Consider the following 21,618-nt stretch of genomic DNA (forward strand, 5'->3'; position numbering starts at 1 on the left):
ACGCTATCATTAGTGATGAGCTTTCTCTTCGGTTTTCGCACCGTGTCCTGCGGCTACCGGGGCTGCATCCTTGTTACGGATCTTAGCCAGGTAGTTGATGGAGGGTAATACGTGCGTTTCTTCCAGTACGTAGTACAGGCGGTCTGTCTGCTCTTCGTTACGAACCTTAAAGATGCGGCTGTCCTTATCATTTACGTTACCGAATACGATGGCGCCGGTAGCACAAGCCTGCTGGCAAGCGGTTTTGGCTTCGCCGTCTTTCATGGGGCGGCCTTCTTTCTTCGCGTGCAGTTTCGCGTCTTGCAGACGCTGTACGCAGAAAGAACATTTTTCCATCGTACCACGGGAGCGAACCACAACATCAGGATTCAGCACCATGCGGGTAAGGGCATCGTTCATATCAGCAGTATCGTGCAGGTTGCCTTCAAAGCTGTCAGCACCATTCCAGTCTCTCCAGTTGAAGCGGCGGACTTTGTACGGACAGTTGTTCGCGCAATAGCGGGTACCGATGCAACGGTTATATGCCATCTGGTTAAGACCTTCGGAAGAGTGGTTGGTAGCAGCTACCGGGCAAACGTTTTCGCAGGGAGCGTTATCGCAGTGCTGGCAGAGCATAGGCTGGAAAACAACTTCAGGGTTGTTCTCGTCTCCGGCGAAGTAGCGGTCGATACGCAGCCAGTGCATTTCGTGCGCCAGAACCACCTGCTCTTTACCTACAACAGATACGTTGTTCTCCGCTGTACAAGCCACCACGCAGGCGCCGCAGCCGAAGCAGGAGTTCAGGTCGATAGACATACCCCATTTGATACCGGGATATTCAAATTTAGTACCGCCGGTATAAAGAGTTCCTTCGTTACGGAAATCTTCACCATAAGTTTCGAAAAGGTGCTGACGGTCGTGGTTCACTTCTTTCGGGTTCTTGATGAACTCTTCCAGTGTGGTTTCTTTCACGATCGGGCGGCCTTCGTAGCTGTTGTGGGTCTGGGTAAGACCTACAGCATATTTAGCACCGGTGGCTTCGGCTTTCGCTTCGGTTACGAAGTAATCGAAAGTCTGGCCGTTGTAGGATACGAAAGGATAAGCGTTCGCTCCCACCTCGCCGGCGGCTTTACCAATGAATTCTTTTTTGCCGCGGCCATAACCTACTGCGATTGCGATCGTATCTTCCTGGATACCAGGTACAATCAGCAGGGGCAGTTCAACGGTTTTGCCTTTAGCGGTGATTTTCAGAACTTTCTTCTCAGCGTTGATCTCGTAATCGTCGCCCAGTTCCATTTTGAAGGACTTCGCCAGCTTATTGGATACACAGGCGTAGTTATCCCAGGTAGAACGGGTAATCGGATCGGGCATTTCCTGGAGCCAGGGGTTGTTTGCTTCTTTACCGTTACCGATGGCTACTTTCTCATACACTACCAGTTCGAGGCCGGAAGTTTTAGGTGTACCGATTTTGGCGGCAGCGGCAGCAACATCTCCTGTGAAGGAAGCACCACCCATTGCGGGGGCTGTAGCCGGTTCGATGATACCGTCCTGCAGGGTTTTGTCCCATGCACCCTGAGAGCCAAGGCGCGTGATCCATTCGTTCTTCAGGTAATCTACCCAGGCGGTAGTGTTACCGGTCCAGGTCAGCAGGGAGTCCTGGAAAGCACGGGTTTTGAACAGCGGAGCGATGGTAGGCTGGATAAAGCCATAGTAACCGCTGCGTGGCTCGGCATCACCCCAGCTTTCGAGGTAGTGATGGTCGGGCAGAATGTATTTGCACAGCTCGGTGGTTTCGTCGTAACGGTCGTTGAAGGAGATCGATACGCCGGCTTTCTGAACACCGGAGATGAATTTGGCAGCGTCGAAATAGTCGTAAGCGGGGTTAACGCCGTAAACGATCAGTGCTCCTACGGAGCCTGCGTTCAGGTCGCTCACCAGCTGTTGCATATCAGCGTCGATACCTTGTTTGTAGTTAACGTTAGCAGCCCAGTCGATGGTAGAACCGTTGGAACCCGCCAGGTTGTTGATGGCGTTTACCAGGATCTGCACATTCACATCGTTAGAGCCAGACACCACGAGCGCCTTACCGGGGTTAGCCTGGATGGCTTTAGCCGCTTTGGCGATACCTTCTTTCAGACGGGTATTGGCGATAGCAGGGGCAGAAACGCCGCCACCAAGGGCAGCGAGGAGTGCCTGTGCTACAACGCCGGCTTCGGAAGGACGGTGAGTGAAGCGTTCGTCAGCATTTGCGCCGGTGAGGCTCATCATGCTTTCGAAATGGAAGTGCTTGCTCATTTCGGGGTTCTTCGCATTGATCTTCCGGGTTTCACCGTATTGACCGGAAAACTCGGCGGGGTTCAGCCAGGTACCGAGGAAGTCGGCGCCAAGGCTAACGATCACTTTAGCGTTCTCGAAATGGTAAGCAGGGAGGGTGCGTTTGCCATAGGATGCCTCGTTAGCGAGGAGCATACCGGAATAGGAAACGGCATCGTATGTTACGTGACGGCTACCGGGATATTTCGCCAGGAATTCGCCGATCAGTTTCTTAGTGGTAGGACTGATAATGGTAGAGGTCAGCAGTGCTACTGATTTCCCGGAAAGGGCAGCGGCGATCTGTTTGTCCAGCTCAGCATATTGCAGTTCCTGGATGCGCTTTGCCAGATCAGTTTCCTTGTTCTTGTTATTGATACCGGGGAAACGGAGACGGGCTACGTCATATAAAGAAAGAACGGAAGCTTGTACGCGGGCAGTGGTGGCACCTTTGGTGATGGCAGACATTTCGTTGCCTTCTACCTTGATGGGGCGGCCCTCACGGGTTTTCACCACCAGGGGAACGTACTCACCGTCTACTGCATAAGCGGAAGCATAATAGTTGGGAACACCGGGGGTAATATCTTCCGGTTTGTTTACGTAAGGGATAGCCTTCTTTACAGGGATATCACAGCTTGCTGCGATGGTAGCGGCAGCGGTGGTGAACCCGAGGTATTTCAGGAAATCCCGGCGAGGGGTGGTTGCGCCCAGAAAACTTTCACTCTCTTCAAAGGGCAAATCTTCCCTGAATTCGTTTTTCACAGCCTCCTGATGCGAAGTGGTATTGTGCAACTCCTCCAAGCCTTTCCAATACTTTTTTTGCTCCATGTGATTATTTATATCGCGTTACGATTTGAAAATTTAGTCTGATCTTTTTATCTGATCTATTGATTAGTAGTGGCACTTCTGGCACTCTGTACCGCCCAGCATTTCAACAGTTACACTGTCTACTTTACCGGATTTTACATCGTTATGCAGCTTTTCGAAGATGCTGTAGTAGTTATTTTCAGCAAACTGCACTTTCGTGGTACGGTGGCAGTTCACGCACCAGCCCATAGACAGGTCGGCGAACTGTTTTACTTCATCCATATCCTGAATATTGCCGTGGCAGGTCTGGCATTGTACTTTACCTGCGCTTACGTGCTGGGAGTGGTTGAAGTAAACGTGGTCGGGCAGGCTGTGAATCTTCTTCCATTCGATCGGCTGTGCGGGTTTGGTGTAACGACCTGCGTCTTTATCCCAACCGATATGATCGTACAGTTTCTGAATCTCAGCAGTACCGTTTACTTTCTTGCCTTCAGCAGTGAACAGGTCCGGACCGGTATATTCGGTAACAGCCTTGTGGCAGTTCATACACACGTTCTCCGAAGGGATCATGGCATGCTTGCTCTTTTCAGCGGAAGAGTGGCAGTAAAGACAGTTGATCTGATTGATACCTGCGTGCACCTTGTGAGAGTAGAAGATGGGTTGCTCCGGCATGTAACCATCCTGACGGCCCAGGTTAATTGCTCCCTGGATAGTGTAGTAGCCGCCAACGATAAAGAGCACCAGGATGCAGAGGGCGATGTAAACTTTGTTTTTGTAGAAAGGAACCGGCTCAATGGTATCATGACCTTCTTTCTCAGATGCCAGTTTGTTCAGGTTACTGTTGATCTGCATGAGGATCACCGCTACGATCGCGAGGATCAGGGTGATGATGCCGAACAGCAGGCTGTTGTTTCCTGAATCTTTACCATCAGCACCGGCAGCTCCACCACCTGCAGCAGCCTTATCGCCACCTACAGGCTTAGACTCTTCCTGCTGAACGAATGCGAGGATATTGTCGATATCAGCATCAGTCAGTGAAGGGAAGTTTGTCATCGGCAGCTTATTGTAAGCGTTGAACAGATCAACGGCATACTTGTCGCCACTGGCAATAACGGACGCGGAGTTGCGGATCCACTTGTGAAGCAGCGCCTTATCAGCCCACCTGCTTTCAACACCTGCGAGCGCAGGGCCTGTCAGTTTTTTGTGCACATTGTGACAAGAAGCACAATTCTGCTGAAATAGCGTCTTACCTGCACCAGGATCTGCTGCCTGCGCGTTGGAGATGGAACAAACCAGCCCCGCGCATAGGATAAGAACACTCACAAATTGCTTACGCAAACGAATGGAAACACGACGATACACAGCCTATTTAGTTTAGATTTGACCTAAGGTTTCTTTAAAAGTGCCAGCAAAAATAAGACAGAATGTTGACAATTTACCAACAAACGAAAAAAAATTGTCCTTGTTTTGAAAGCACTTTTTATATAACATCCGCGAAGCCATCTTCGCTGAAATTACTTCCTGTGGCTGATTTCGGCTACCCTCTATCCCTCTCTCGCCTATACGCACACACCAATTCCTGATAAAAATCATATTTCCCCCAAATGGGGATAACGCCGATAACAGTAATACTATTTTTGCATGGAGAATTCAACCGGACTGACGGATAGTGCCTCACCTGTAGTTGTTCCTGACCGGATAAGTGATACTTCAACCTACAACAATATACACATAAGAAGGTTGTATTGCCATGATTTTGCGCATTCTCACAGGATGATTTTCCTCACCTCCTTCCCGCATGGCCAGGGCGGATACTTAAATTTATGGAAATTTAGCGTTACCGGGAATGGTTATCTGCCTATTTTTGTGACTTAATTAATTGATCAGCTTGAAAAACATCGCCATTTTCGCCTCCGGAACCGGCTCAAATGCCCGGAAAATCATCGATCACCTTAAAGGATCTCCCAGCATCCGGGTTGCCGCCATCGTTTCCAATAAACCGGACGCAGGAGTCCTCCAGATCGCCGCCAGTGAAAATATACCTTCTTATATAATAGATAAAGAAGCCTTCTTCAGGGGAGACACTTATGTTAAATTGATGCAGGACCTTCACATCGATCTGATCGTACTCGCAGGCTTCCTCTGGAAAGTACCCGCCAACCTCGTACAGGCTTTCCCCAACAAGATCATTAACATCCACCCCGCCCTGCTTCCCAAATATGGGGGTAAAGGCATGTACGGCCACTTCGTTCATGAAGCAGTTATTGCCGCCGGCGACCCCGAAAGCGGTATCACCATCCACTTCGTCAATGAAAAATATGACGACGGCGCCACCATCCTCCAGGAAAAATGCACCATCACTCCCGGCGATACCCCCCAGTCCCTCGCCCAAAAAGTACTGGCACTCGAACACAAATGGTTCCCCGTTATTGTGGAACGATTATTGACCTGATTCCCGTAAGGCGGGTCTCACACCCCCGCCTCATCCTCCCTCTAACCCGGCAGACGTATGAAAAGAATCTTTACCATTCTTCTCCTTGCAGCAGCTACCTCCGTACACGCGCAGGATGAGCCCTTCCGCAAACGCACCTACATCAAAGTCAATCCCACCACCATTATTAATGAGCTGGACCTTTACCTGGAGCAGGACCTCTCCGAAACCCTGAGCCTCGAACTGGGCGTTTCCGGCATTTATACCGATTACCCCGATTACGTATTCTTTAAAAGGATCAATATCGGAAAGGAAAACCCGGGCATCTCCACCGAGCAGTTTGTGGAAGGCCGCGGCTTTGGCTTCCGGGCCGGACTTAAATGGTACCTCGTACGCAGGAACACCGCCATCCGCATGGCAGGCACTTACTTCGAACCCGTTCTGCTCTTCAAGAAAGTATTTTATGCAAATGAAAAGGTCACGCTCAATGGCGCGACCTTCGAAAATTCAGGCGATAAAAATGTTTATGGACTCCAGCTCCTCCTTGGCCGCCAGATGACCCGGGGCCGGTTCATCCTCGATCCCTACCTCGGTGTAGGCGTCCGCAGTAAAGTTTACACTGCCACCACCCACCACCTGGAAGGTATGTCGGTTATTGCTAAACATGATGAAGCCATTAAATATCTTCCCAGCATCCACCTTGGCATCAAGGTAGGCCTCCACCTCTGATCAGAGCTTCGTAAACCGTACCCCCAGGAATCCGCGGATGCCCTGGTTAGGCGCGAATACATAAGCGGGGTCAAATGTCATGTTATAAGGATCTACCGAACCATCGGCATTAAAGCCGGGCCGCTTGTCGAACGGATCATGCGCATGCGCTATACTGTTGCTGGGAGGCAGGAAATTCAGCAGATTCTTCACCCCGCCATAAATCTCCCACTCCTTACCCAGCTTTTTCGTTAACTGTACATTCTGAATGCTCCATACCGGCGATTTGGCCGGACGGGGATCTTTTGGTTGCACCGGCAGCAGCATGGGACCATATATGTTACCGGTATAATCCACAGTAAGCCCCGCACGCTTGAAGGCATAACTAACCGACCAGGTACCCGTAAACTGCTCTGTGAGCATCTGCCTGGTACGCACACCGTTCTCCTTCTGGTAAACATCCATTAGCGTAGCCCCTGCCATGATCTTCAGCGGGAAGGAAAAAGCCACATCCGCATTCAGGCTGAAGCCTTTTGAAATGGCATACCCTTTCAGATTGTCATATAATATGGAGTCGGGCCGGGAATAGTCTGGCATGATGCGGTTAGAGAAGTGTGTGTAAAACGCTGTCGCATCCAGCCCGAGGAAGGCGTTACCCAGCGGAATCTTCTTGGTATAGTTGATATTGGCATTCCAGCTGCGCTCCGGCTTAAGCTCAGATTGTATCACCACTTCCCGCGCGCCACTCAGGGCAGCATGGTCCTCCGTAAAGATGGACACCACCCTGTAACCGGTACCCGCATTCAACCGCAGCACATTCTTATAGTTCGGGGACCACTTATAGGCCACTCTCGGAGTTAAGATATTGCCATGCAGCGAGTTATAATCATACCGCATCCCCAGCAGCAGGTTATGTGCCGGAGCCAGCTTTATTTCATCCTGCACGAAAATACCCGGCAGGAAGGTCTTCTCCGGCTTGTTAACTCCCTTTTCAGTAGTCACTACCGTATTGTCATCATAAAAGGTGTACCTGAACGGCAGGCCTGCCAGCAAATTGTGCTTCCCTATTTCCTTATCCCAGGTCAGCTGGGCAAAGGCAATCGTCTGCTTCGCCAGGAACCAGGTGGTACCGTACACGGAGTTTTGGTTATGGTAATTGAAGGAACCCTGCAGCATGAGGCGCGGTACCGTGGGTAACTGGTATTGCCCCAGCACTTCTACCCGGCTGGTGTAGATGCTTTCTCCATAAATACTGTCGGTTCCACGCCATTGTTTATCCCATTGGGTTTGTCCTCCCCAGCGGTCTTCATAGAAATACCGGGCAGCCAGCGAAGCGGCACGGTCGTTTTTGCGGGTAAAGGTCCATTTATTGAATATGCTGATCCGGTGCTGTTGGGTAACGTCTGTAAATCCGTCGCCATTATGATCAGCAGGATCCTGGTAATTATAATAGTTGAGCCCGAGCAGCGACTGTGCTTTTGTGCCTGCCTTAAAACGCCAGCCCAGATCGGCATTGTATTCCTGCCAGGAGGTAGCCATCACATCTGCAGAAAGTATGGGCGCAGTAGCAGGGGATTTGGTGATGATATTAATAAGGCCGCCTACTGCTTCGGAACCATACAGGGTAGAGGCCGGGCCTTTCACCACTTCTACCCGCTCCACCAGGCTGTTGGGGATACCAGACAGACCGTAAACGGTAGACAGGGCACTAACGATCGGCATACCGTCGATCATGACCATGGTATAAGGGCCCTCGAGGCCATTAATATGAATATCCCCGGTGTTACAAACGTTGCAGTTAAGCTGCGGCCGTACGCCGTTTACATTCTGGAGTGCGTCGAATATGCTGGGTGTGGGGTTTTTCCGGAAGAAGACAGGGGAATATACTTCCACCGGTACCGGACTTTCCATTTTGGTCACCGGCCGCAGGGTACCACTCACAACTACTTCGCCCAGGTTGCTGGAAGAAGGCTCCAGGCGGATGAGGACGGATGTGGTGCCGGAAGGTTTTATCACAATGTTCTGGGTAGAAGTAAGATAGCCGACAGCACTTACCTGGAGCACATGCTTGCCGGGAGGGATGTTCTGCAGGATGAACTGTCCGCCCTCATCGGTTACCGCACCGGTTTTAAGATCCTTGAAACCAACAGTAGCAAATGGAACCGGGCCTTCCCCGGCGGTAACTGATCCTTTCAAACGGCCCTGGCCGTTGGCGGCCAGCGATGCCGCAACAAAAAGTAAAATGTAGAAAGAGCGTAGCATTCCTGCCATGGGGATTCGAATTAATTATGAGACAAATTTAAAAACAGAATCGACATTTGTCTAAATTAATTTTTAGACCAGCCTAAATAACATAGTACTAAAGGTAGCCGCCACCTATGGGAAACCCGCCAGGACAGCAGGCAGGCGGCGGCCTGGGGTTTTCGGGAACTAATATTATAAAGCCGGGAAAGGGTCTTTAAAAACATGCCCGAGCGACCAATCCCTGATCTCCAGGCTGGTACAAAGGCAGGCATTCAGCCGGCTGGTAATCTCTTTTTCGTCAATTCGCTGCCCTATGATCACGATTTCGTTGTAACGGTCGGCATATAGGGGATGCCAGCGGCTGCGCACCAGGGCTTCGGAAGCTGCATCGAGCTGCCATTGCCCATCAGGGATGGAGCACCACCAAACGCCTGCACGGCCTGCCATCAGGCTGCGGCCTGCCTGGCTCCAGTTTACGGCTACGTCGGGCCGGGAGGCGATCCACAGCAAACCTTTGGAACGTACAACGCCCTGCGGCCAATTGTGCTGGATCATTTCCCAGAAGCGTTCCGGATGGAATGGAGCACGGCTGCGGTAAACGAAAGAGCTGATACCATATTCCTCCGTTTCAGGAACATGTTCCTTTTCCAGCTCTGCGATCCAGCCTGCAGACTGGGAAGTTTCATCAAAATCGAACAGCCGCGTGTGCAACACTTCCTTCAATGGCACTTCGCCTTTCACCGCTTCAATGATGCGGGCTTTTGCATTGAACTTGCGGAGGAGTGCTTTGAGTGTACCTTTCTGTTCCTCACTGACCAGGTCCGTTTTATTCAGGACAATGACGTTGGCAAATTCAATCTGCTCCGTCAGCAGGTTCACAATGGTACGTTCATCTTCCACCTCCGTCATTCCTTTTTCCGACAACAGTTCGCGGCTGGAATAATCATGATGGAAATTGTAAGCGTCCACTACCGTAACGAGCGTATCCAGTTCTGCAAACGCACCAAGATCAATATTGAGAGCATCATCGCGGTAAGTAAAGGTTTGAGCTACCGGCAAGGGTTCAGCAATACCGCTGGACTCTATCAGCAGATAATCGAACCTGTTCTCTGCAGCCAAACGCTGCACTTCGTTGAGCAGATCTTCGCGCAGTGTGCAACAGATGCAACCGTTAGACATCTCCACCAGTTTTTCCTCTGTATGATGCAGTGCGGCGGAATCTTTCACCAGCCGGGCATCTACATTCACTTCCGCCATGTCATTAACGATCACGGCTACGCGGAGGCCTTCGCGGTTATGCAGTATATGTTGCAGCAGGGTGGTTTTACCCGCACCGAGAAATCCGCTGAGTACGGTAACCGGCAGTTTACGGGGAGCTTTGCGGAAGTGGTCCGCAGAAAGGGTGATGGAAGAATTTGCGGGCATATAGTCAGGTTAAATGGTTACGGGGAATGGATATCGCATGCGAAAGCCGTTACGCACATTACTTCGATGTGCATGCAGTTCCGCAGTATATTCTATATGGAAAAAGTATGGTTAAGCCCTGTGCCGGTTACACGGACAGGGCTAATGTATTACGCAGCTTTCCGGGTCACTACTTCATGTTCCTTCACCCGGCACTTCCTGCAAAAACGGATATTATCAATATGTGCGGCTATCAGCAGTCCTGCACCAATTGCGATCGCGCTCAGCTCCCAGGCTTCCGGAAACCAGAAATGCCCCGCCATCAGTAAAGTAAACCCGGCAATGAATAATACCGACGGACGAATGCGCCGGTGCTGATAACGGTACCCTCTGTATAAGGCCAGCAACCCCACAACCGGAGTAGCCCCCAGCAGCAGATACTCCAGCGGCTCGTAATGTATGGCAACACCTGCAAGGGGCAAAACTGCCGCCAGTAACGGAAGGGCAACACAATGTACCGCACAGGCCAGGGAGGCTCCAATGCCCAGTATATCCAGGTTCAGCTTATTCATGAATCGGTTATTTGCCATAGTTTGCTTCTTTTGTGGGGAACAAAGCTAAGGGTTATTTTGCAACAATGTTGCGTATTATCCTAAAATTAATGAAATTTGTGTGTATTGAAAGCTAACTTAGCCGAATTCCAACCACCGTTTGCAACGCGGTTGCCAAAACAAAAGTGAGGACAGATATCATGATCCAGACGCGCGAACTGAGCTACACCTACCCCGGCGGCAGGGTGATCCGATTTCCCGACCTGGCCTGCCAGGCTGGTGAAACACTCCTGATTACAGGACCTTCAGGTGCCGGGAAAACCACCCTGCTCCATATGCTGGCAGGGCTTATCCCTCCCGCCAACGGTACGGTGGAAATAGCAGGCACCAACATCGGCGGGCTAAATACCCGCAGCATGGACGCATTCCGCGGCCGGTATATCGGCATCGTTTTTCAACGTTCCCATTTCATAGGATCGCTTTCCGTACGGGATAACCTGATGATGCCCCTTCACCTGACGGGCTCCAGGCCGGATAAGAACCAGCTTCAGGAGGTAGCACAGAGCCTTGGGATTGATCATCTGCTGCACCAGCTACCGGCACGCCTTAGTCAGGGTGAGCAACAACGCGCCTCTATTGCCCGGGCTGTACTGCCGGCCCCCAACGTGATTTTGGCAGATGAGCCTACGGCCAGCCTCGACGACCGTAACTGTGAAGCCGTTGCCCGGCTCCTGTCCGAACAGGCTGCGCGGCATAAAGCCGCTTTACTCATTGTAACGCACGACAACCGGCTCACCTCCCTTTTCCCACAACACATTCAACTCACATGATTTTCCGTATCGCCATACGCAACCTGCTTCATAAACCGCTCTATACCGTACTTTGCTGGTTACTGCTTGCCTGCAGTACTACCGTGTTGCTGGTACTCTGGGCACTCAACCGCCAGGCACGCCAGCAACTGGAAAAACAAATCGACGGCGTAGATCTTGTACTGGGCGCCAAAGGCAGCCCCCTCCAGCTCATTCTCAGCAGCGTGTACCACCTCGATAATCCTACCGGTAATATTTCCCTCGCGGAAGCTGCGCCCTTCATGGATAATCCCATGGTGGAATCTGCTGTCCCCATCTCGCTGGGAGACTCCTACCACGGCTTCCGCATCATCGGCACCACACAAGCCTACCTCGATAAATATCATTTAAAGCCCGCCGAGGGTAAAGTATTTGGCAAATCCATGGAAGTAGTGGCCGGAGCAGAAGCCGCACGGAAAGCAGGCCTTACACTGGGAAGTACTTTCTCCGGAACACACGGACTGGGTAAAACCGGGCATGTGCATGAAGACCAGCAATATACCGTCATCGGCATCTTACCCTCTACGGGCCTCGCCATCGACCAGCTGCTGCTAACCCCGCTGGAAAGCGTGTGGGATATTCACGCGACCCATGAAGCACCACATGTGCATGAAGAAGGAGAAGAACACGATCACGATCATGAGGCGGAAGAAAAACAAGAAGCCCCTGACAGACAGGTTACCGCAGTGCTGCTGAAGTTCCGCAGTCCAATGGGGCAGCTCACTTTCCCCCGGATGATAAATGAGAATACAAACATGCAGGCAGCTGTACCCGCAATTGAGATTAACAGGCTGCAGTCGCTGCTTGGAACCGGGGCTAAGGTGTTACGTGCCCTTGGCTGGCTGTTGGCCGGGCTGGCTGCATGCAGTATCTTTGTAACGCTGGTGCAGGGCACGCACGAGCGCCGCTACGAACTGGCCCTTATACGGACCATGGGCGGCTCCCGGGGCAAATTGCTCTTACTCGTATTCGCTGAAGCCTTCCTGCTGGGAGTGCTGGGTGTGATAACGGGGATTGCGCTGAGCCGGGTAGCCCTGCTGCTTTTACAACAAGAGCTCTTTGCTGGTTATCATTTAAATTTTTCCGGCGCTATGCCGCTTACCGCTGCGGACGGTATAACTGCCGCAGCCATAGTTGGAGCCTGTATGCTGGCAGCTTTATTGCCTGCCGTACGTGCCTTCCGGCTTAATATTGCTAAAACGCTTGCCAATGCTTAAAGTGGAGAAAATTACCCTGGCCGCAGTTGCCATCTTCCTTGTTTCCTGTTCCGACATTTCTCAAGTATGCCGCCACAGCCTGGCTGCGGCCCCCTGGATGAAACAGATCGTTTCTGCACGTGCATCTGCTTCCGAAAGCCTTCCGGTTTCCACCGTTACCGTAGCGCTGCGCAATGAAGCGCCGCTTAAAGTGACCTGGAAACAACTGTCTGACGTCATCTTCACCCGCAAGTACGACGAAAAGATGAAAATGCCCATGCTGTACCCCTCCTTTTCCAGAAGCATCAAAGCGCTGAACGGTAAAGCAGTGGAAATCAGCGGTTATATGGTTCCGGTAGATGCTAAGGGTGGCGTGTATGTGCTGAGCGCTAATCCCAACAGCTCCTGCTTCTTCTGCGGAGGCGCAGGTCCCGAAACTGTTATGACCCTTAATTTCAAATCAAAGAAACCGGATTTCGAAACCGACGACTATATAAAAGCAACAGGCATACTGAGGCTCAATGAAAAAAACATTTACGAAATGTACTATAACCTCGATAATGCGGAGGTAACCGACAAATGACTTCGCTCAGGGACCGTGTCCGGAAACTGTGCTACCTTTGCATATCAGATCAGGATATAAATTTGACATGTCTAGAAAAGCAATCTTTTACACCTCGTTTTTCGTGCTGCTGAGCATTGGCTTTATGGCTTATGCGGGCTTATTGATCAAGGAAAGCACAGGGAAATTTTTAGGCGGAGAAAAGCTCCCGGTACTGGGCCCTCCCGGCCATACCGTTCAGGGCTTCAACTTCACTGACCAGGACAGCAACCGCGTTACACAGGATAATGTGAAAGGCAAAATCTACGTGGCCGAATACTTCTTCACCACCTGCACCAACATTTGCCCGGTGATGAATAAGAACATGGAAAAGATTTATGCTAAGTACAAGGATAAACCGAACTTCATGATCCTGTCGCACACTTCCGATCCGGATTACGACTCCATCCCCGTGCTGAAGGCATATGCCGAAAAGCATGGCGCGGATCCGAAGAACTGGCACTTCCTTACGGGCGATAAACTGCAGCTTTATAAACTGGCCCGTGAAAGCTATCTGGTAGACGATGGTAAATTTACCGGGGAAGATGACTTCGTACACACCCAGTGGTTTGCCCTGGTAGATGGCGAAGGCCAGATACGCGGCCTCTACGAAGGCACTAAAGCGAAAGATATTGACAAGCTGATAACCGACATCGACCGGTTGATGCAAGAGTAAATTTTAGAACAATGCCTGCAAAACAGAAAGAAATCATCGTGCAATTGTTACGTTCCAGCAATCTGAGCGTCACAGATACCCGTGTGAAGATACTGGAGCTCTTTTTGAAAAGTAACGGCGCACTCGAACATGCCGACTTCGAAAAGCTCAGCGGCAAAAGCTTTGACCGGGTTACCATTTACCGTACCCTGCAAACATTCCTCGATAAGGGGATCGTTCATAAAATCCCCACTACTGATACCAGTGTACGGTATGCTATCTGCAAATCCGATTGCCGGGAGCATGAACATCACGATCATCACGTACATTTCCGTTGCGAAGAATGCGGCAGCACACAGTGCCTCGAAGAAACGGATGTACCCGTCATCGCCCTGCCATCGGGCTACGCCATGCATAACGTGGAAGTAGTGGTAAGCGGTGTATGTAAATCGTGCCAATAAAATATTAAACACATAAAAAAAGGGAGCGACCATTTGGCCGCTCCCTTTTTTATTTCTGTAGAATGATTACTTCGTAATCAGGTTAATTTCCTGCTGCACAAAATCCGCCAGCTCTTTTACGTATGCGGGCGAGAAGTCGAACCGGATACCGGCTGCTTCGTACAGTTCGGGCAGTGTTTTAGTATACCCCAGGCTTAGCGCTTTCATGTAATTATCCAACGCTTCTTCCGGCTTTTCGCGGTACTGCTTCCACATAGCGATGGCACCCAGCTGGGCAATACCGTATTCGATATAGTAGAATGGTACTTCGAAGAGGTGCAGCTGGCGCTGCCAGTTGCTGGCGCGGAAATGCTCAAAGCCTGTCCAGTCAATATTTCCGGGAGTGAATTCGTCGAGGATGCGTGTCCATGCCGCGGTACGCTCTTCCGGCGTGTGGGCAGGATTTTCGTAGATCCAGTGCTGGAACTTATCGATGGTAGCAATCCATGGGAAGATGACGATAGACCGCTCCAGCTGTTGCAATTTGGCGCGGCGCAGCTCTTCCGGATTATCGAAGAACAGATGCCAGTGATCCATCGAAAACAGCTCCATGCTCATGCTCGCCACTTCCGCGATTTCCATGGGATATTCCTTGAAGGCGCTAAGCGGGAGATCATGGCTGAGGAACGAATGAACGGCGTGACCGCCTTCGTGCACCATGGTGGTGAGGTCTTTCATTTGTCCGGCGGCATTCATGAAAATGAAAGGCACGCCTGTTTCTGCAAGCGGGCAGTTATATCCGCCCGGGGCTTTATTCTTGCGGCTGTCGAGGTCGAGGCGTTTCATGTCCTGCATTACTTCGAGGCATTCGCCGAAGAATGGGCGAAGTTCTTTAAAACAGGCAATGGATTTAGCGATGAGCTCGTTACCATCCTTGAATGGCTCCAGCGGTTTGGTGCCTTCGGGTTCTGCATCGCCATCCCATGGGCGCAGGGTATCGAGGCCCAGTTTGATGCGCTGGCGTTCGAGGGCCTGGCCTACCAGTGGCAGGATGTGCTCACGGATAGCCTGGTGGAACTGGAAGCAGTCTTCTTTTGTGTATTCAAAACGGCCCAGTTCTTCAAACTTATAATCGCGGTAGTTGGCGAATCCTGCGTTCTGCGCTACTTCATGCCTTTTGGCCACGAGCGTGGAATAAAGGGTATCCAGCTTCTCACGGTCCTGCAGGCGTCGTTCGCCTGTTTTGGTGAAAACTTCTTCGCGCAGCTTGCGGTCGGGGTTCTCCAGGAACTTGGCGGCTTGCTGCAGGGTGTATTCCTGTCCGTTCACTTCAATGGTCATAGCACCGGAGATTACGCCGTATTGCTGTGCCATAACGCTCAGTTCTGCCTGAATGGGAATATTCTTTTCATTGAACAGCTTCACCTGTTTGCGTACGTTGCGCAGGTAGGGGAAGTATTGTGCGGGATCGAGCTGTGCGCTGAAGGGGCTATCCAGCAGTTTGCGGTTGAGCGCATCTGCATAGGGTTGCAGCTTGGGCTGGATTTCCATGCAGAAATAGGTGAAAGCTTCTTCATATTCTTTGCTGGCGGTATCGCGCGTCATCCGGATTTGACGCCAGCAGGCATCTTCACTTATAACTGCTTCCAGCTCACTGATATCTGCCAGCCATTGGGAAAGTTCTTCGGCTGAGTTGATGGGGCGTTGCTGGAGCGTTTCAAAATATGGCTGCAACGCATCCCAGGTGGTTACGGCAAAATCTGCCGGAAGAAACTGCCTTGGGGGCGCTGTAATATGAGCATTGGGCATGGTTAATTACTTTATTTGCCCCCAAAATAGCAAAAAACGGGCTAAGCCACCCAAACCTGCCATAAGGACCGAAGCGGTCAACTGTCAACCTTTTTCAGGACGAAAAGTCCATCTGTAAACCGGTATACTACTTTTTAACCCGCGTTTGATCCTGTTTAAAGGCAATCCGGTTTCTTGATTGATTGTCATGTGAGCCACCTTTGAGCCACCTTTGAGATACCTTTGAGATACCTTTGAGCCTCCCTAAAAGTGGGGTGGCTTATTGGTAGCTTATAGATAGTTTGCAGATATGTTATAGATAGTTTATACAAATGTTACCAAGACTGTAAACTTTAGTCTACCGGGTGGTAAAAGGCAGTAAAGTGGCAGCATGCAGTAAATCAGACCGCAAGTGTACATGGCCAGACTGATGGGTAAGCTATCTGGCTATCAATGGCTTAGATGCCGTTCTGAGAGGATAAGAACGGACGGTAAGGGCAAAAAAGAAACCAGGCCGCTTACGGGAAGGGCCTGGTTTGCTGCAAAGTATGTTATCAACCGACTATTCTTCGGTTTTCTTCTTACGGGTAGTTTTAGGCTTTTTCTCTTCGCCTTCTGCACCTTCAGCATCAGCAGCAGCTTTCTTGGGAGCAGCTTTCTTCTTAGGGGCCGGTTTTTCTTCGGCGCCTTCAGCAGCGGGAGCTTCTTCTTTCTTAGCTTTTGCTTTTTTGGCTTTAGGTTCTTCTGCGGCAGCGGCTTCAGCAGCAGGTGCTTCTGCAACTTCAGCAGTTTCTTCTGCTACTTCTTCGAACTTCAGCAGGTCGTTCTTTTCGAGAATGGCGAACCATTTCACCATCTTCTTCATATCGCTGACATACACACGCTCTTCATCAAACTCGGGGTATACGTTTTTGAAGTAGCTTTTAATGGTATTATTATCAGCCTTAGCTTCCACGAGGGGGAACTTAGCTACGTTTTCCTGCATCGCTTTGAATACAGCCGACAGGTTAACATTATCGCCAGTTGTAAATACCTCGATGCTTTCCAATGGGGTAAAATTATGTACCCGGGAAGATACGAAGCGAGTGCTTTGGTCTTCGAGCGATTTTACAATAGCGCCGTCCTGTTTACTGGCCAGCAATTGGAATAAACCGCCTAATCCGGTTACTGCAACAATTTCTCTGTACTGCATGAATTCAATTTTAAGAGCGGCAAATATAAAAAATTAACAGATGATAAAGCCCTGACAAATTTTCACCCTCCCGCCAAAGGCCGGGTTTATTTGTCCCGAATCAATACCAGAGCGAGTTTCCGCAATAATTGTTCCCCATTTCCATTCCAGGCGGCCATTCTGACGGCATAAGGACCGTTGGGCAGGGGTAAACCATTGTCTCCCAAGCCATTCCAGCTGATCCTGCCGGTATTACCCACAGAAATATTTGCAGCAAGGTGCCTTACCATCCGGCCTGCGGCATCAAATATCCGGACATCGAGGCGAAATCCCGGCGCGTGAAGTTTCCAGTTTATCCATGCGATATCGCTCTCCCCATTGTTCCCCGGCCGCAAAACCTTTGGTTCGAGGCTGCACCATTCCTTTCCGGATACCCCTGCTACCTGGTGGGAGTTCCGGTAGCCGGGAGTAGCGTACCCTGCTGTGGATGCAGCGGAATGCCAGTTGGCAGCTTCCAGCCCGGATACGTTGAAGTCGAGCCGCTCGAAAGAAACACCCTTGGTTACGGCCAGCTCGGGTGCGTGGCGTGCCCTGTTCCAGGATGCCTCATCCAGCAGCGTCCCTTCTTTGGTAAATAGCCCTAATTGCCCCGCTTCGGCGCCAAGGGCCGGTAAGGAGGCCGCTTCCACCCGGCCGAGGCAGGTGTATTGCCGGCACAGGCCTTCCGGTGCAGGGTGCAGCGCCAGATATTCTCCGGGGAATAATATATACGGACGGCGCACCAGCGGCACCGGGGGCTTCCAGCCGCCATCTTCAGCCAGTACAGTCCATCGCAGCTCTGTTAGTTCTGCAGGGGAGGGACCATTATTATATATCTCCACAAAATCGTCGGCCCCGGCAACGGGATCAGGGAGTATCTCGCTGATAACGAGGCCCGCCGCCCCCATTGGCCTGCCATAAGGAACGGAGCCGGAAGGCATGCTTTGGCCGGAACAATCTTTCAGTCCGGATGTACTCACCTGGAATACGGCTCCCGGCGGCAGGGTATCCGCAAAGCGGAGTAAGACGGTTTTGTAATCCGGTGGTTCGGGTATGGCCTGTTGAATGACGAGGCCTGTGTTATAGGCAAGGGGTGTGGCTGCAGAAGCACTGTCGAGTGCTGCGGAAAAATGCAGGCGTACCCGGATGCTGTCGGGCGTAGTGCTTCGGATGAGCATGGGAGGTGGAGGGGCTTCTATTGTGGCGGCCACGGAATTGGGCTTGCCGGGAGTACCGCCGGAAGGATCGGATGAAAAGGCCCAGTTCAGTGTGCCTGTACAGGGAAAAGCGGGATCCTTCATTTCGAGGCTCCATCCTCCGGCAAATTTAAATCCTCCTGCGTAAAGGCGCATGTTTACCGCCACTGCATGGATCACACGGCCCGTGGGAGATTCCAGCGAAAGGAGGTCTTCATCGTTATGCAGTGCGAAGAAGCTTCCTGCATCGATGCATGGATGATACAAAGAAGCGCCCCGGCGTGGGGCAACTACCACCAATGCTCCGGGTGCAAGGGCATAAGCGGGCAGGACGGCAGATCCTCCGTTGCCTTTCAGCTTCCAGCCCTGTAGCTGAACCAATTTGGAAGAGAGATTCCTTAATTCAATGTACTCGTACTCAGGGAGTGAAACGGGAGGAGAAGGGTCGGTCATGATCTCGTGGATGATGACATCGTGCGGCAGCGGATACGACGTATCTCCGCAGTGCGCGCTCAAAAGCGCGAATGCACAAACAATGGCTTGCATGTATTCAATTTTTAATGGGTTAACAATCTGACCGAATATAGAGAAATTGTCGTTTGATGTATTAATTTTGAGGTCTGATTTTTAAATCTAATCAAATCATGAAAGTAGCCGTAGTAGGTGCCACCGGACTGGTAGGCTCCAAAATGTTGCAAGTACTCGCGGAAAGGAATTTCCCGGTGACGGAACTGATCCCTGTCGCTTCCGAAAAATCTGTTGGTAAGGAAGTAATGTATAAGGGTAAGCCGTACAAGGTAGTAACCGCTGATACGGCTATAAAGATGAAACCGAACGTAGCTATCTTTTCCGCCGGTGGCAGCACTTCTCTTGAGTGGGCTCCTAAATTCGCGGAAGCGGGTATCACTGTGATCGATAACTCTTCTGCCTGGCGCATGGACCCCAGCAAGAAACTGATAGTACCTGAAGTGAATGCGAAAGTTTTGACGCCTGAAGATAAGATCATTGCGAATCCTAACTGTTCAACTATTCAGATGGTGCTGGTGCTGAGCCCGCTCCATGAAAAATATGGTATTAACCGCGTTGTGGTATCTACTTATCAATCCGTAACCGGCACCGGTGTAAAAGCAGTGACCCAGCTCATGAACGAGCGCCAGGGTATTGAAGGTGAAAAAGCATACGCGCATCAGATCGACCTGAACGTAATTCCGCAGATCGATGTGTTCCTCGACAATGGTTATACCAAAGAAGAGATGAAGATGGTGAAAGAAACCGTGAAGATCATGGGCGATGAGAAAGTGAAAGTAACGGCAACCACAGTGCGCATACCTGTAATGGGCGGCCACAGTGAAAGTGTGAATATTGAATTTGATAAAGACTTCGATCTTACTGAAGTACGCAACCTGCTGGCAGCAACGCCTGGTGTGATTGTGGTGGATGATCCTTCAAAGGCTGCGTATCCCATGCCTAAAGATGCGCATGATAAAGACGAGGTATTTGTAGGCCGTATCCGTCGTGATGAAACGCAGGCTAATACATTGAATCTTTGGATCGTTGCAGATAATCTGCGTAAAGGTGCGGCAACAAACGCTGTACAAATCGCGGAATACCTTACCGGGAAGAACTGGTTGTAAGCACTGCCAATAAAATAGTTATCCACAACGGCGCGGATCATTCCGCGCCGTTATTTTTTGCCCTAAAACTGCTATCATCCTGCAGTTCAATTCATTAACAAAAAAAATCTTTTTGCCGGTTTTCATTCATTATCATTCATCTACACACATAACTCCGCCATGCGTCATTTATTCTCAACGGATTACAGGGTTGAACATTTGGAAGTTGTCTTTTTTTAATTTAAATTCACTTCCCCGTCAAACTACGACGAGGGATATACGAATACTAGCGACTCTATTAACAAAACGCGCAATGCGTTTACTGTGCCTGCTTTCATCATTTTTTGTTAATGCAACCTGGACTAAAAACTACACGGAAGTAGTATAGATTTGTGCAGGATAAAGTCCACCTTTGATAGTACAATCCTATTGCAATCCTATGCTAATAAATTCTTTATCTGTATTATCCATGAAAACTATTCTATCAATTTAAACACCCTTTTTATCCTATGAAAACCAACGCAAATCGTGAGCTTTTGTTAATGCACAAGTTCACTGAAGAATGGAGCACTAACTTTTCTTCGCAGGTTTCCCGCATCATGAACATTGTTGATCAGAAGGATACGATGGATGGTATCATGCCGATCATCGAAGTGGCAAATGTTTACAATCAGCGCTTCGCGCAAACGAAGACAGACAAGGAAAACGTATTAAAGAACCGTAAATCGCGTCCGTTTGAGTTTTTGATACACAAGAATTGATTTACTGTCTATTTTGTTGCAGCAGCCTAGTTGCCGGAAGCGCTTGTCATCAAGAACTTCTCCGGTAACTAGCAGGGCGGGGGAGCATAACATTAAGATTCGTCCTGTGCGGCATTGAGAAACCCTAAGAAAGGAATCATAGTCGAGAAAATGCGAAGTATTTCGCGAACGAGCGTAGGCTGGGTAGCCGCATCGTCGCTGACATGAGTAGTTACAACCCAGCTTTTCAGTTTCAGATAAGCAATAGCGGGATTATCTTCATGATATCCTTGTGGCGCAGTCTTCAACGAGTCGCCATTTACTTTTCCAAACAGGCGGATAAAATCTTTCGCCCCAACGATTCGCTGAAACTCAGCGAAGTTATAATCTATTTCCTGGCGCACTTTTTTGAGCGCAGCAGGCTCAGGCATCCATAGTCCGCCACCGGCCATGCTATGCCCTCCCGGCTCCAGGTGAAAATAGAATCCGGCCAGCGGGCTCTTTTTCCCTCCTTTCGTGAAGGAAGCACCCATGTTTATTTTATAAGGAGTCTTGTCTTTAGAAAACCTGACATCTTTATAAATACGGAACACACAATCTTTCACCACAAGCCCTTCCATTCCCGGATCTATCCGTGCCAGCCCGTCTATAAGTTGTTGTACCAGGCTTTCAAAATCTTCCTTCGCCGCCAGATAGGCAGCTTTGTTTTCATCGAACCAGGCTTTGTTGTTATTCAGCTTCAGGTCTTTCAAAAACTTCAGTGTGGAACGTTGCAGCATAATTGACAGCCCATTTTGGGGGAGAAAAGATACAAAAAACCCGGTTTGATACCGGGAAATTTTAATGGCGCAAATCCCCCTCCCGGACTATGCCTGCGTAAAATAAAATGGGCCGGCT

18 protein-coding genes are annotated in these 21,618 nt (G+C 50.3%); 9 read left to right on the forward strand and 9 right to left on the reverse strand.

Features of this window, described 5'->3' with window-relative positions; all coding sequences use genetic code 11:
• Window positions 1-9 precede the first annotated feature (9 nt).
• On the reverse strand, window positions 10-3,117 hold the full coding sequence (locus DEV76_RS03920) for a TAT-variant-translocated molybdopterin oxidoreductase (RefSeq protein ID WP_109695268.1): 3,108 nt from the start codon (window positions 3,115-3,117) through the stop codon (window positions 10-12).
• A 63-nt stretch (window positions 3,118-3,180) separates the two neighbouring features.
• The gene (locus tag DEV76_RS03925; RefSeq protein WP_262509819.1) at window positions 3,181-4,458 is read right to left on the reverse strand and encodes a c-type cytochrome; all 1,278 of its coding nucleotides are present in this window, start codon (window positions 4,456-4,458) and stop codon (window positions 3,181-3,183) included.
• A gap of 526 nt (window positions 4,459-4,984) precedes the next feature.
• On the opposite strand from DEV76_RS03925, the gene purN reads away from it, so the two are divergent.
• The gene (gene purN, locus DEV76_RS03935; protein ID WP_109695404.1) at window positions 4,985-5,548 is read left to right on the forward strand and encodes a phosphoribosylglycinamide formyltransferase; all 564 of its coding nucleotides are present in this window, start codon (window positions 4,985-4,987) and stop codon (window positions 5,546-5,548) included.
• 57 nt (window positions 5,549-5,605) lie between these two features.
• Window positions 5,606-6,256 (forward strand): hypothetical protein, encoded by a 651-nt coding sequence (locus tag DEV76_RS03940; protein ID WP_109695272.1) that lies wholly within the window; start codon window positions 5,606-5,608, stop codon window positions 6,254-6,256.
• Here the strand turns inward: DEV76_RS03940 and DEV76_RS03945 are convergent, their stop codons facing one another.
• The 3 genes from DEV76_RS03945 to DEV76_RS03955 all read right to left on the reverse strand — a co-directional run bounded on the left by DEV76_RS03945 (window position 6,257) and on the right by DEV76_RS03955 (window position 10,455).
• A complete protein-coding gene (locus tag DEV76_RS03945; RefSeq protein WP_198651928.1) occupies window positions 6,257-8,506 on the reverse strand; it encodes a TonB-dependent receptor in 2,250 nt (749 codons plus the stop codon).
• A gap of 165 nt (window positions 8,507-8,671) precedes the next feature.
• Entirely contained in the window at window positions 8,672-9,904 is a 1,233-nt protein-coding gene (locus DEV76_RS03950; protein ID WP_109695274.1) for a GTP-binding protein, read from the reverse strand.
• Between the two features lie 149 nt (window positions 9,905-10,053).
• Complete coding sequence (locus tag DEV76_RS03955) at window positions 10,054-10,455, reverse strand: MerC domain-containing protein (RefSeq protein ID WP_157962704.1); 402 nt, start codon at window positions 10,453-10,455, stop codon at window positions 10,054-10,056.
• A 179-nt stretch (window positions 10,456-10,634) separates the two neighbouring features.
• On the opposite strand from DEV76_RS03955, the gene DEV76_RS03960 reads away from it, so the two are divergent.
• The 5 genes from DEV76_RS03960 to DEV76_RS03980 all read left to right on the forward strand — a co-directional run bounded on the left by DEV76_RS03960 (window position 10,635) and on the right by DEV76_RS03980 (window position 14,195).
• Complete coding sequence (locus DEV76_RS03960) at window positions 10,635-11,264, forward strand: ABC transporter ATP-binding protein (protein ID WP_109695408.1); 630 nt, start codon at window positions 10,635-10,637, stop codon at window positions 11,262-11,264.
• Window positions 11,261-12,499 (forward strand): ABC transporter permease, encoded by a 1,239-nt coding sequence (locus tag DEV76_RS03965; protein WP_109695278.1) that lies wholly within the window; start codon window positions 11,261-11,263, stop codon window positions 12,497-12,499. Before DEV76_RS03960 ends, DEV76_RS03965 begins: the two co-directional genes overlap by 4 nt.
• Window positions 12,492-13,061 carry a DUF3299 domain-containing protein gene (locus DEV76_RS03970; RefSeq protein ID WP_109695280.1) on the forward strand — a complete coding sequence of 190 codons (570 nt, stop codon included), beginning with the start codon at window positions 12,492-12,494 and terminating at the stop codon, window positions 13,059-13,061. Before DEV76_RS03965 ends, DEV76_RS03970 begins: the two co-directional genes overlap by 8 nt.
• 67 nt (window positions 13,062-13,128) lie before the next feature.
• On the forward strand, window positions 13,129-13,755 hold the full coding sequence (locus DEV76_RS03975; RefSeq protein ID WP_109695282.1) for an SCO family protein: 627 nt from the start codon (window positions 13,129-13,131) through the stop codon (window positions 13,753-13,755).
• An 11-nt stretch (window positions 13,756-13,766) separates the two neighbouring features.
• The gene (locus tag DEV76_RS03980) at window positions 13,767-14,195 is read left to right on the forward strand and encodes a Fur family transcriptional regulator (RefSeq protein WP_109695284.1); all 429 of its coding nucleotides are present in this window, start codon (window positions 13,767-13,769) and stop codon (window positions 14,193-14,195) included.
• Between the two features lie 66 nt (window positions 14,196-14,261).
• Here DEV76_RS03980 and DEV76_RS03985 read toward each other — a convergent pair whose 3' ends face one another.
• The 3 genes from DEV76_RS03985 to DEV76_RS03995 form a co-directional block, all read right to left on the reverse strand.
• Window positions 14,262-15,983, reverse strand: a complete 1,722-nt coding sequence (locus DEV76_RS03985; RefSeq protein ID WP_109695286.1) for a M3 family oligoendopeptidase — start codon at window positions 15,981-15,983, stop codon at window positions 14,262-14,264.
• Between the two features lie 541 nt (window positions 15,984-16,524).
• Complete coding sequence (locus tag DEV76_RS03990) at window positions 16,525-17,154, reverse strand: DUF5606 family protein (protein WP_109695288.1); 630 nt, start codon at window positions 17,152-17,154, stop codon at window positions 16,525-16,527.
• Window positions 17,155-17,240: 86 nt separating this feature from the next.
• A complete protein-coding gene (locus tag DEV76_RS03995; RefSeq protein ID WP_109695290.1) occupies window positions 17,241-18,914 on the reverse strand; it encodes a lamin tail domain-containing protein in 1,674 nt (557 codons plus the stop codon).
• A gap of 98 nt (window positions 18,915-19,012) precedes the next feature.
• On the opposite strand from DEV76_RS03995, the gene DEV76_RS04000 reads away from it, so the two are divergent.
• Both DEV76_RS04000 and DEV76_RS04005 read left to right on the forward strand, forming a co-directional pair.
• Window positions 19,013-20,002 (forward strand): aspartate-semialdehyde dehydrogenase, encoded by a 990-nt coding sequence (locus tag DEV76_RS04000; protein ID WP_109695292.1) that lies wholly within the window; start codon window positions 19,013-19,015, stop codon window positions 20,000-20,002.
• Between the two features lie 521 nt (window positions 20,003-20,523).
• Entirely contained in the window at window positions 20,524-20,742 is a 219-nt protein-coding gene (locus DEV76_RS04005; protein ID WP_109695294.1) for a hypothetical protein, read from the forward strand.
• 92 nt (window positions 20,743-20,834) lie between these two features.
• On the opposite strand, the gene DEV76_RS04010 is transcribed toward DEV76_RS04005, so the two are convergent.
• Window positions 20,835-21,500, reverse strand: coding sequence for a DUF2461 domain-containing protein (locus DEV76_RS04010; protein ID WP_109695296.1), 666 nt, complete (start codon window positions 21,498-21,500; stop codon window positions 20,835-20,837).
• Between the last annotated feature and the right edge of the window lie 118 nt (window positions 21,501-21,618).

It is taken from the genome of Chitinophaga deserti, from assembly GCF_003149455.1.
GTDB classification, from domain to species: Bacteria; Bacteroidota; Bacteroidia; order Chitinophagales; family Chitinophagaceae; genus Chitinophaga; species Chitinophaga deserti.

What these genes read in the sequence shown, in the direction of transcription:
- DEV76_RS03920 (WP_109695268.1), bottom strand. Translation starts at nt 3,117, where the DNA reads ATGGAGCAAAAAAAGTATTGGAAAGGCTTGGAGGAGTTGCACAATACC.
- DEV76_RS03940 (WP_109695272.1), top strand. Translation starts at nt 5,606, where the DNA reads ATGAAAAGAATCTTTACCATTCTTCTCCTTGCAGCAGCTACCTCCGTA.
- DEV76_RS03945 (WP_198651928.1), bottom strand. Translation starts at nt 8,506, where the DNA reads ATGGCAGGAATGCTACGCTCTTTCTACATTTTACTTTTTGTTGCGGCA.
- DEV76_RS03950 (WP_109695274.1), bottom strand. Translation starts at nt 9,904, where the DNA reads ATGCCCGCAAATTCTTCCATCACCCTTTCTGCGGACCACTTCCGCAAA.
- DEV76_RS03955 (WP_157962704.1), bottom strand. Translation starts at nt 10,455, where the DNA reads ATGAATAAGCTGAACCTGGATATACTGGGCATTGGAGCCTCCCTGGCC.
- DEV76_RS03960 (WP_109695408.1), top strand. Translation starts at nt 10,635, where the DNA reads ATGATCCAGACGCGCGAACTGAGCTACACCTACCCCGGCGGCAGGGTG.
- DEV76_RS03965 (WP_109695278.1), top strand. Translation starts at nt 11,261, where the DNA reads ATGATTTTCCGTATCGCCATACGCAACCTGCTTCATAAACCGCTCTAT.
- DEV76_RS03970 (WP_109695280.1), top strand. Translation starts at nt 12,492, where the DNA reads ATGCTTAAAGTGGAGAAAATTACCCTGGCCGCAGTTGCCATCTTCCTT.
- DEV76_RS03975 (WP_109695282.1), top strand. Translation starts at nt 13,129, where the DNA reads ATGTCTAGAAAAGCAATCTTTTACACCTCGTTTTTCGTGCTGCTGAGC.
- DEV76_RS03980 (WP_109695284.1), top strand. Translation starts at nt 13,767, where the DNA reads ATGCCTGCAAAACAGAAAGAAATCATCGTGCAATTGTTACGTTCCAGC.
- DEV76_RS03985 (WP_109695286.1), bottom strand. Translation starts at nt 15,983, where the DNA reads ATGCCCAATGCTCATATTACAGCGCCCCCAAGGCAGTTTCTTCCGGCA.
- DEV76_RS03990 (WP_109695288.1), bottom strand. Translation starts at nt 17,154, where the DNA reads ATGCAGTACAGAGAAATTGTTGCAGTAACCGGATTAGGCGGTTTATTC.
- DEV76_RS03995 (WP_109695290.1), bottom strand. Translation starts at nt 18,914, where the DNA reads ATGCAAGCCATTGTTTGTGCATTCGCGCTTTTGAGCGCGCACTGCGGA.
- DEV76_RS04000 (WP_109695292.1), top strand. Translation starts at nt 19,013, where the DNA reads ATGAAAGTAGCCGTAGTAGGTGCCACCGGACTGGTAGGCTCCAAAATG.
- DEV76_RS04005 (WP_109695294.1), top strand. Translation starts at nt 20,524, where the DNA reads ATGCACAAGTTCACTGAAGAATGGAGCACTAACTTTTCTTCGCAGGTT.
- DEV76_RS04010 (WP_109695296.1), bottom strand. Translation starts at nt 21,500, where the DNA reads ATGCTGCAACGTTCCACACTGAAGTTTTTGAAAGACCTGAAGCTGAAT.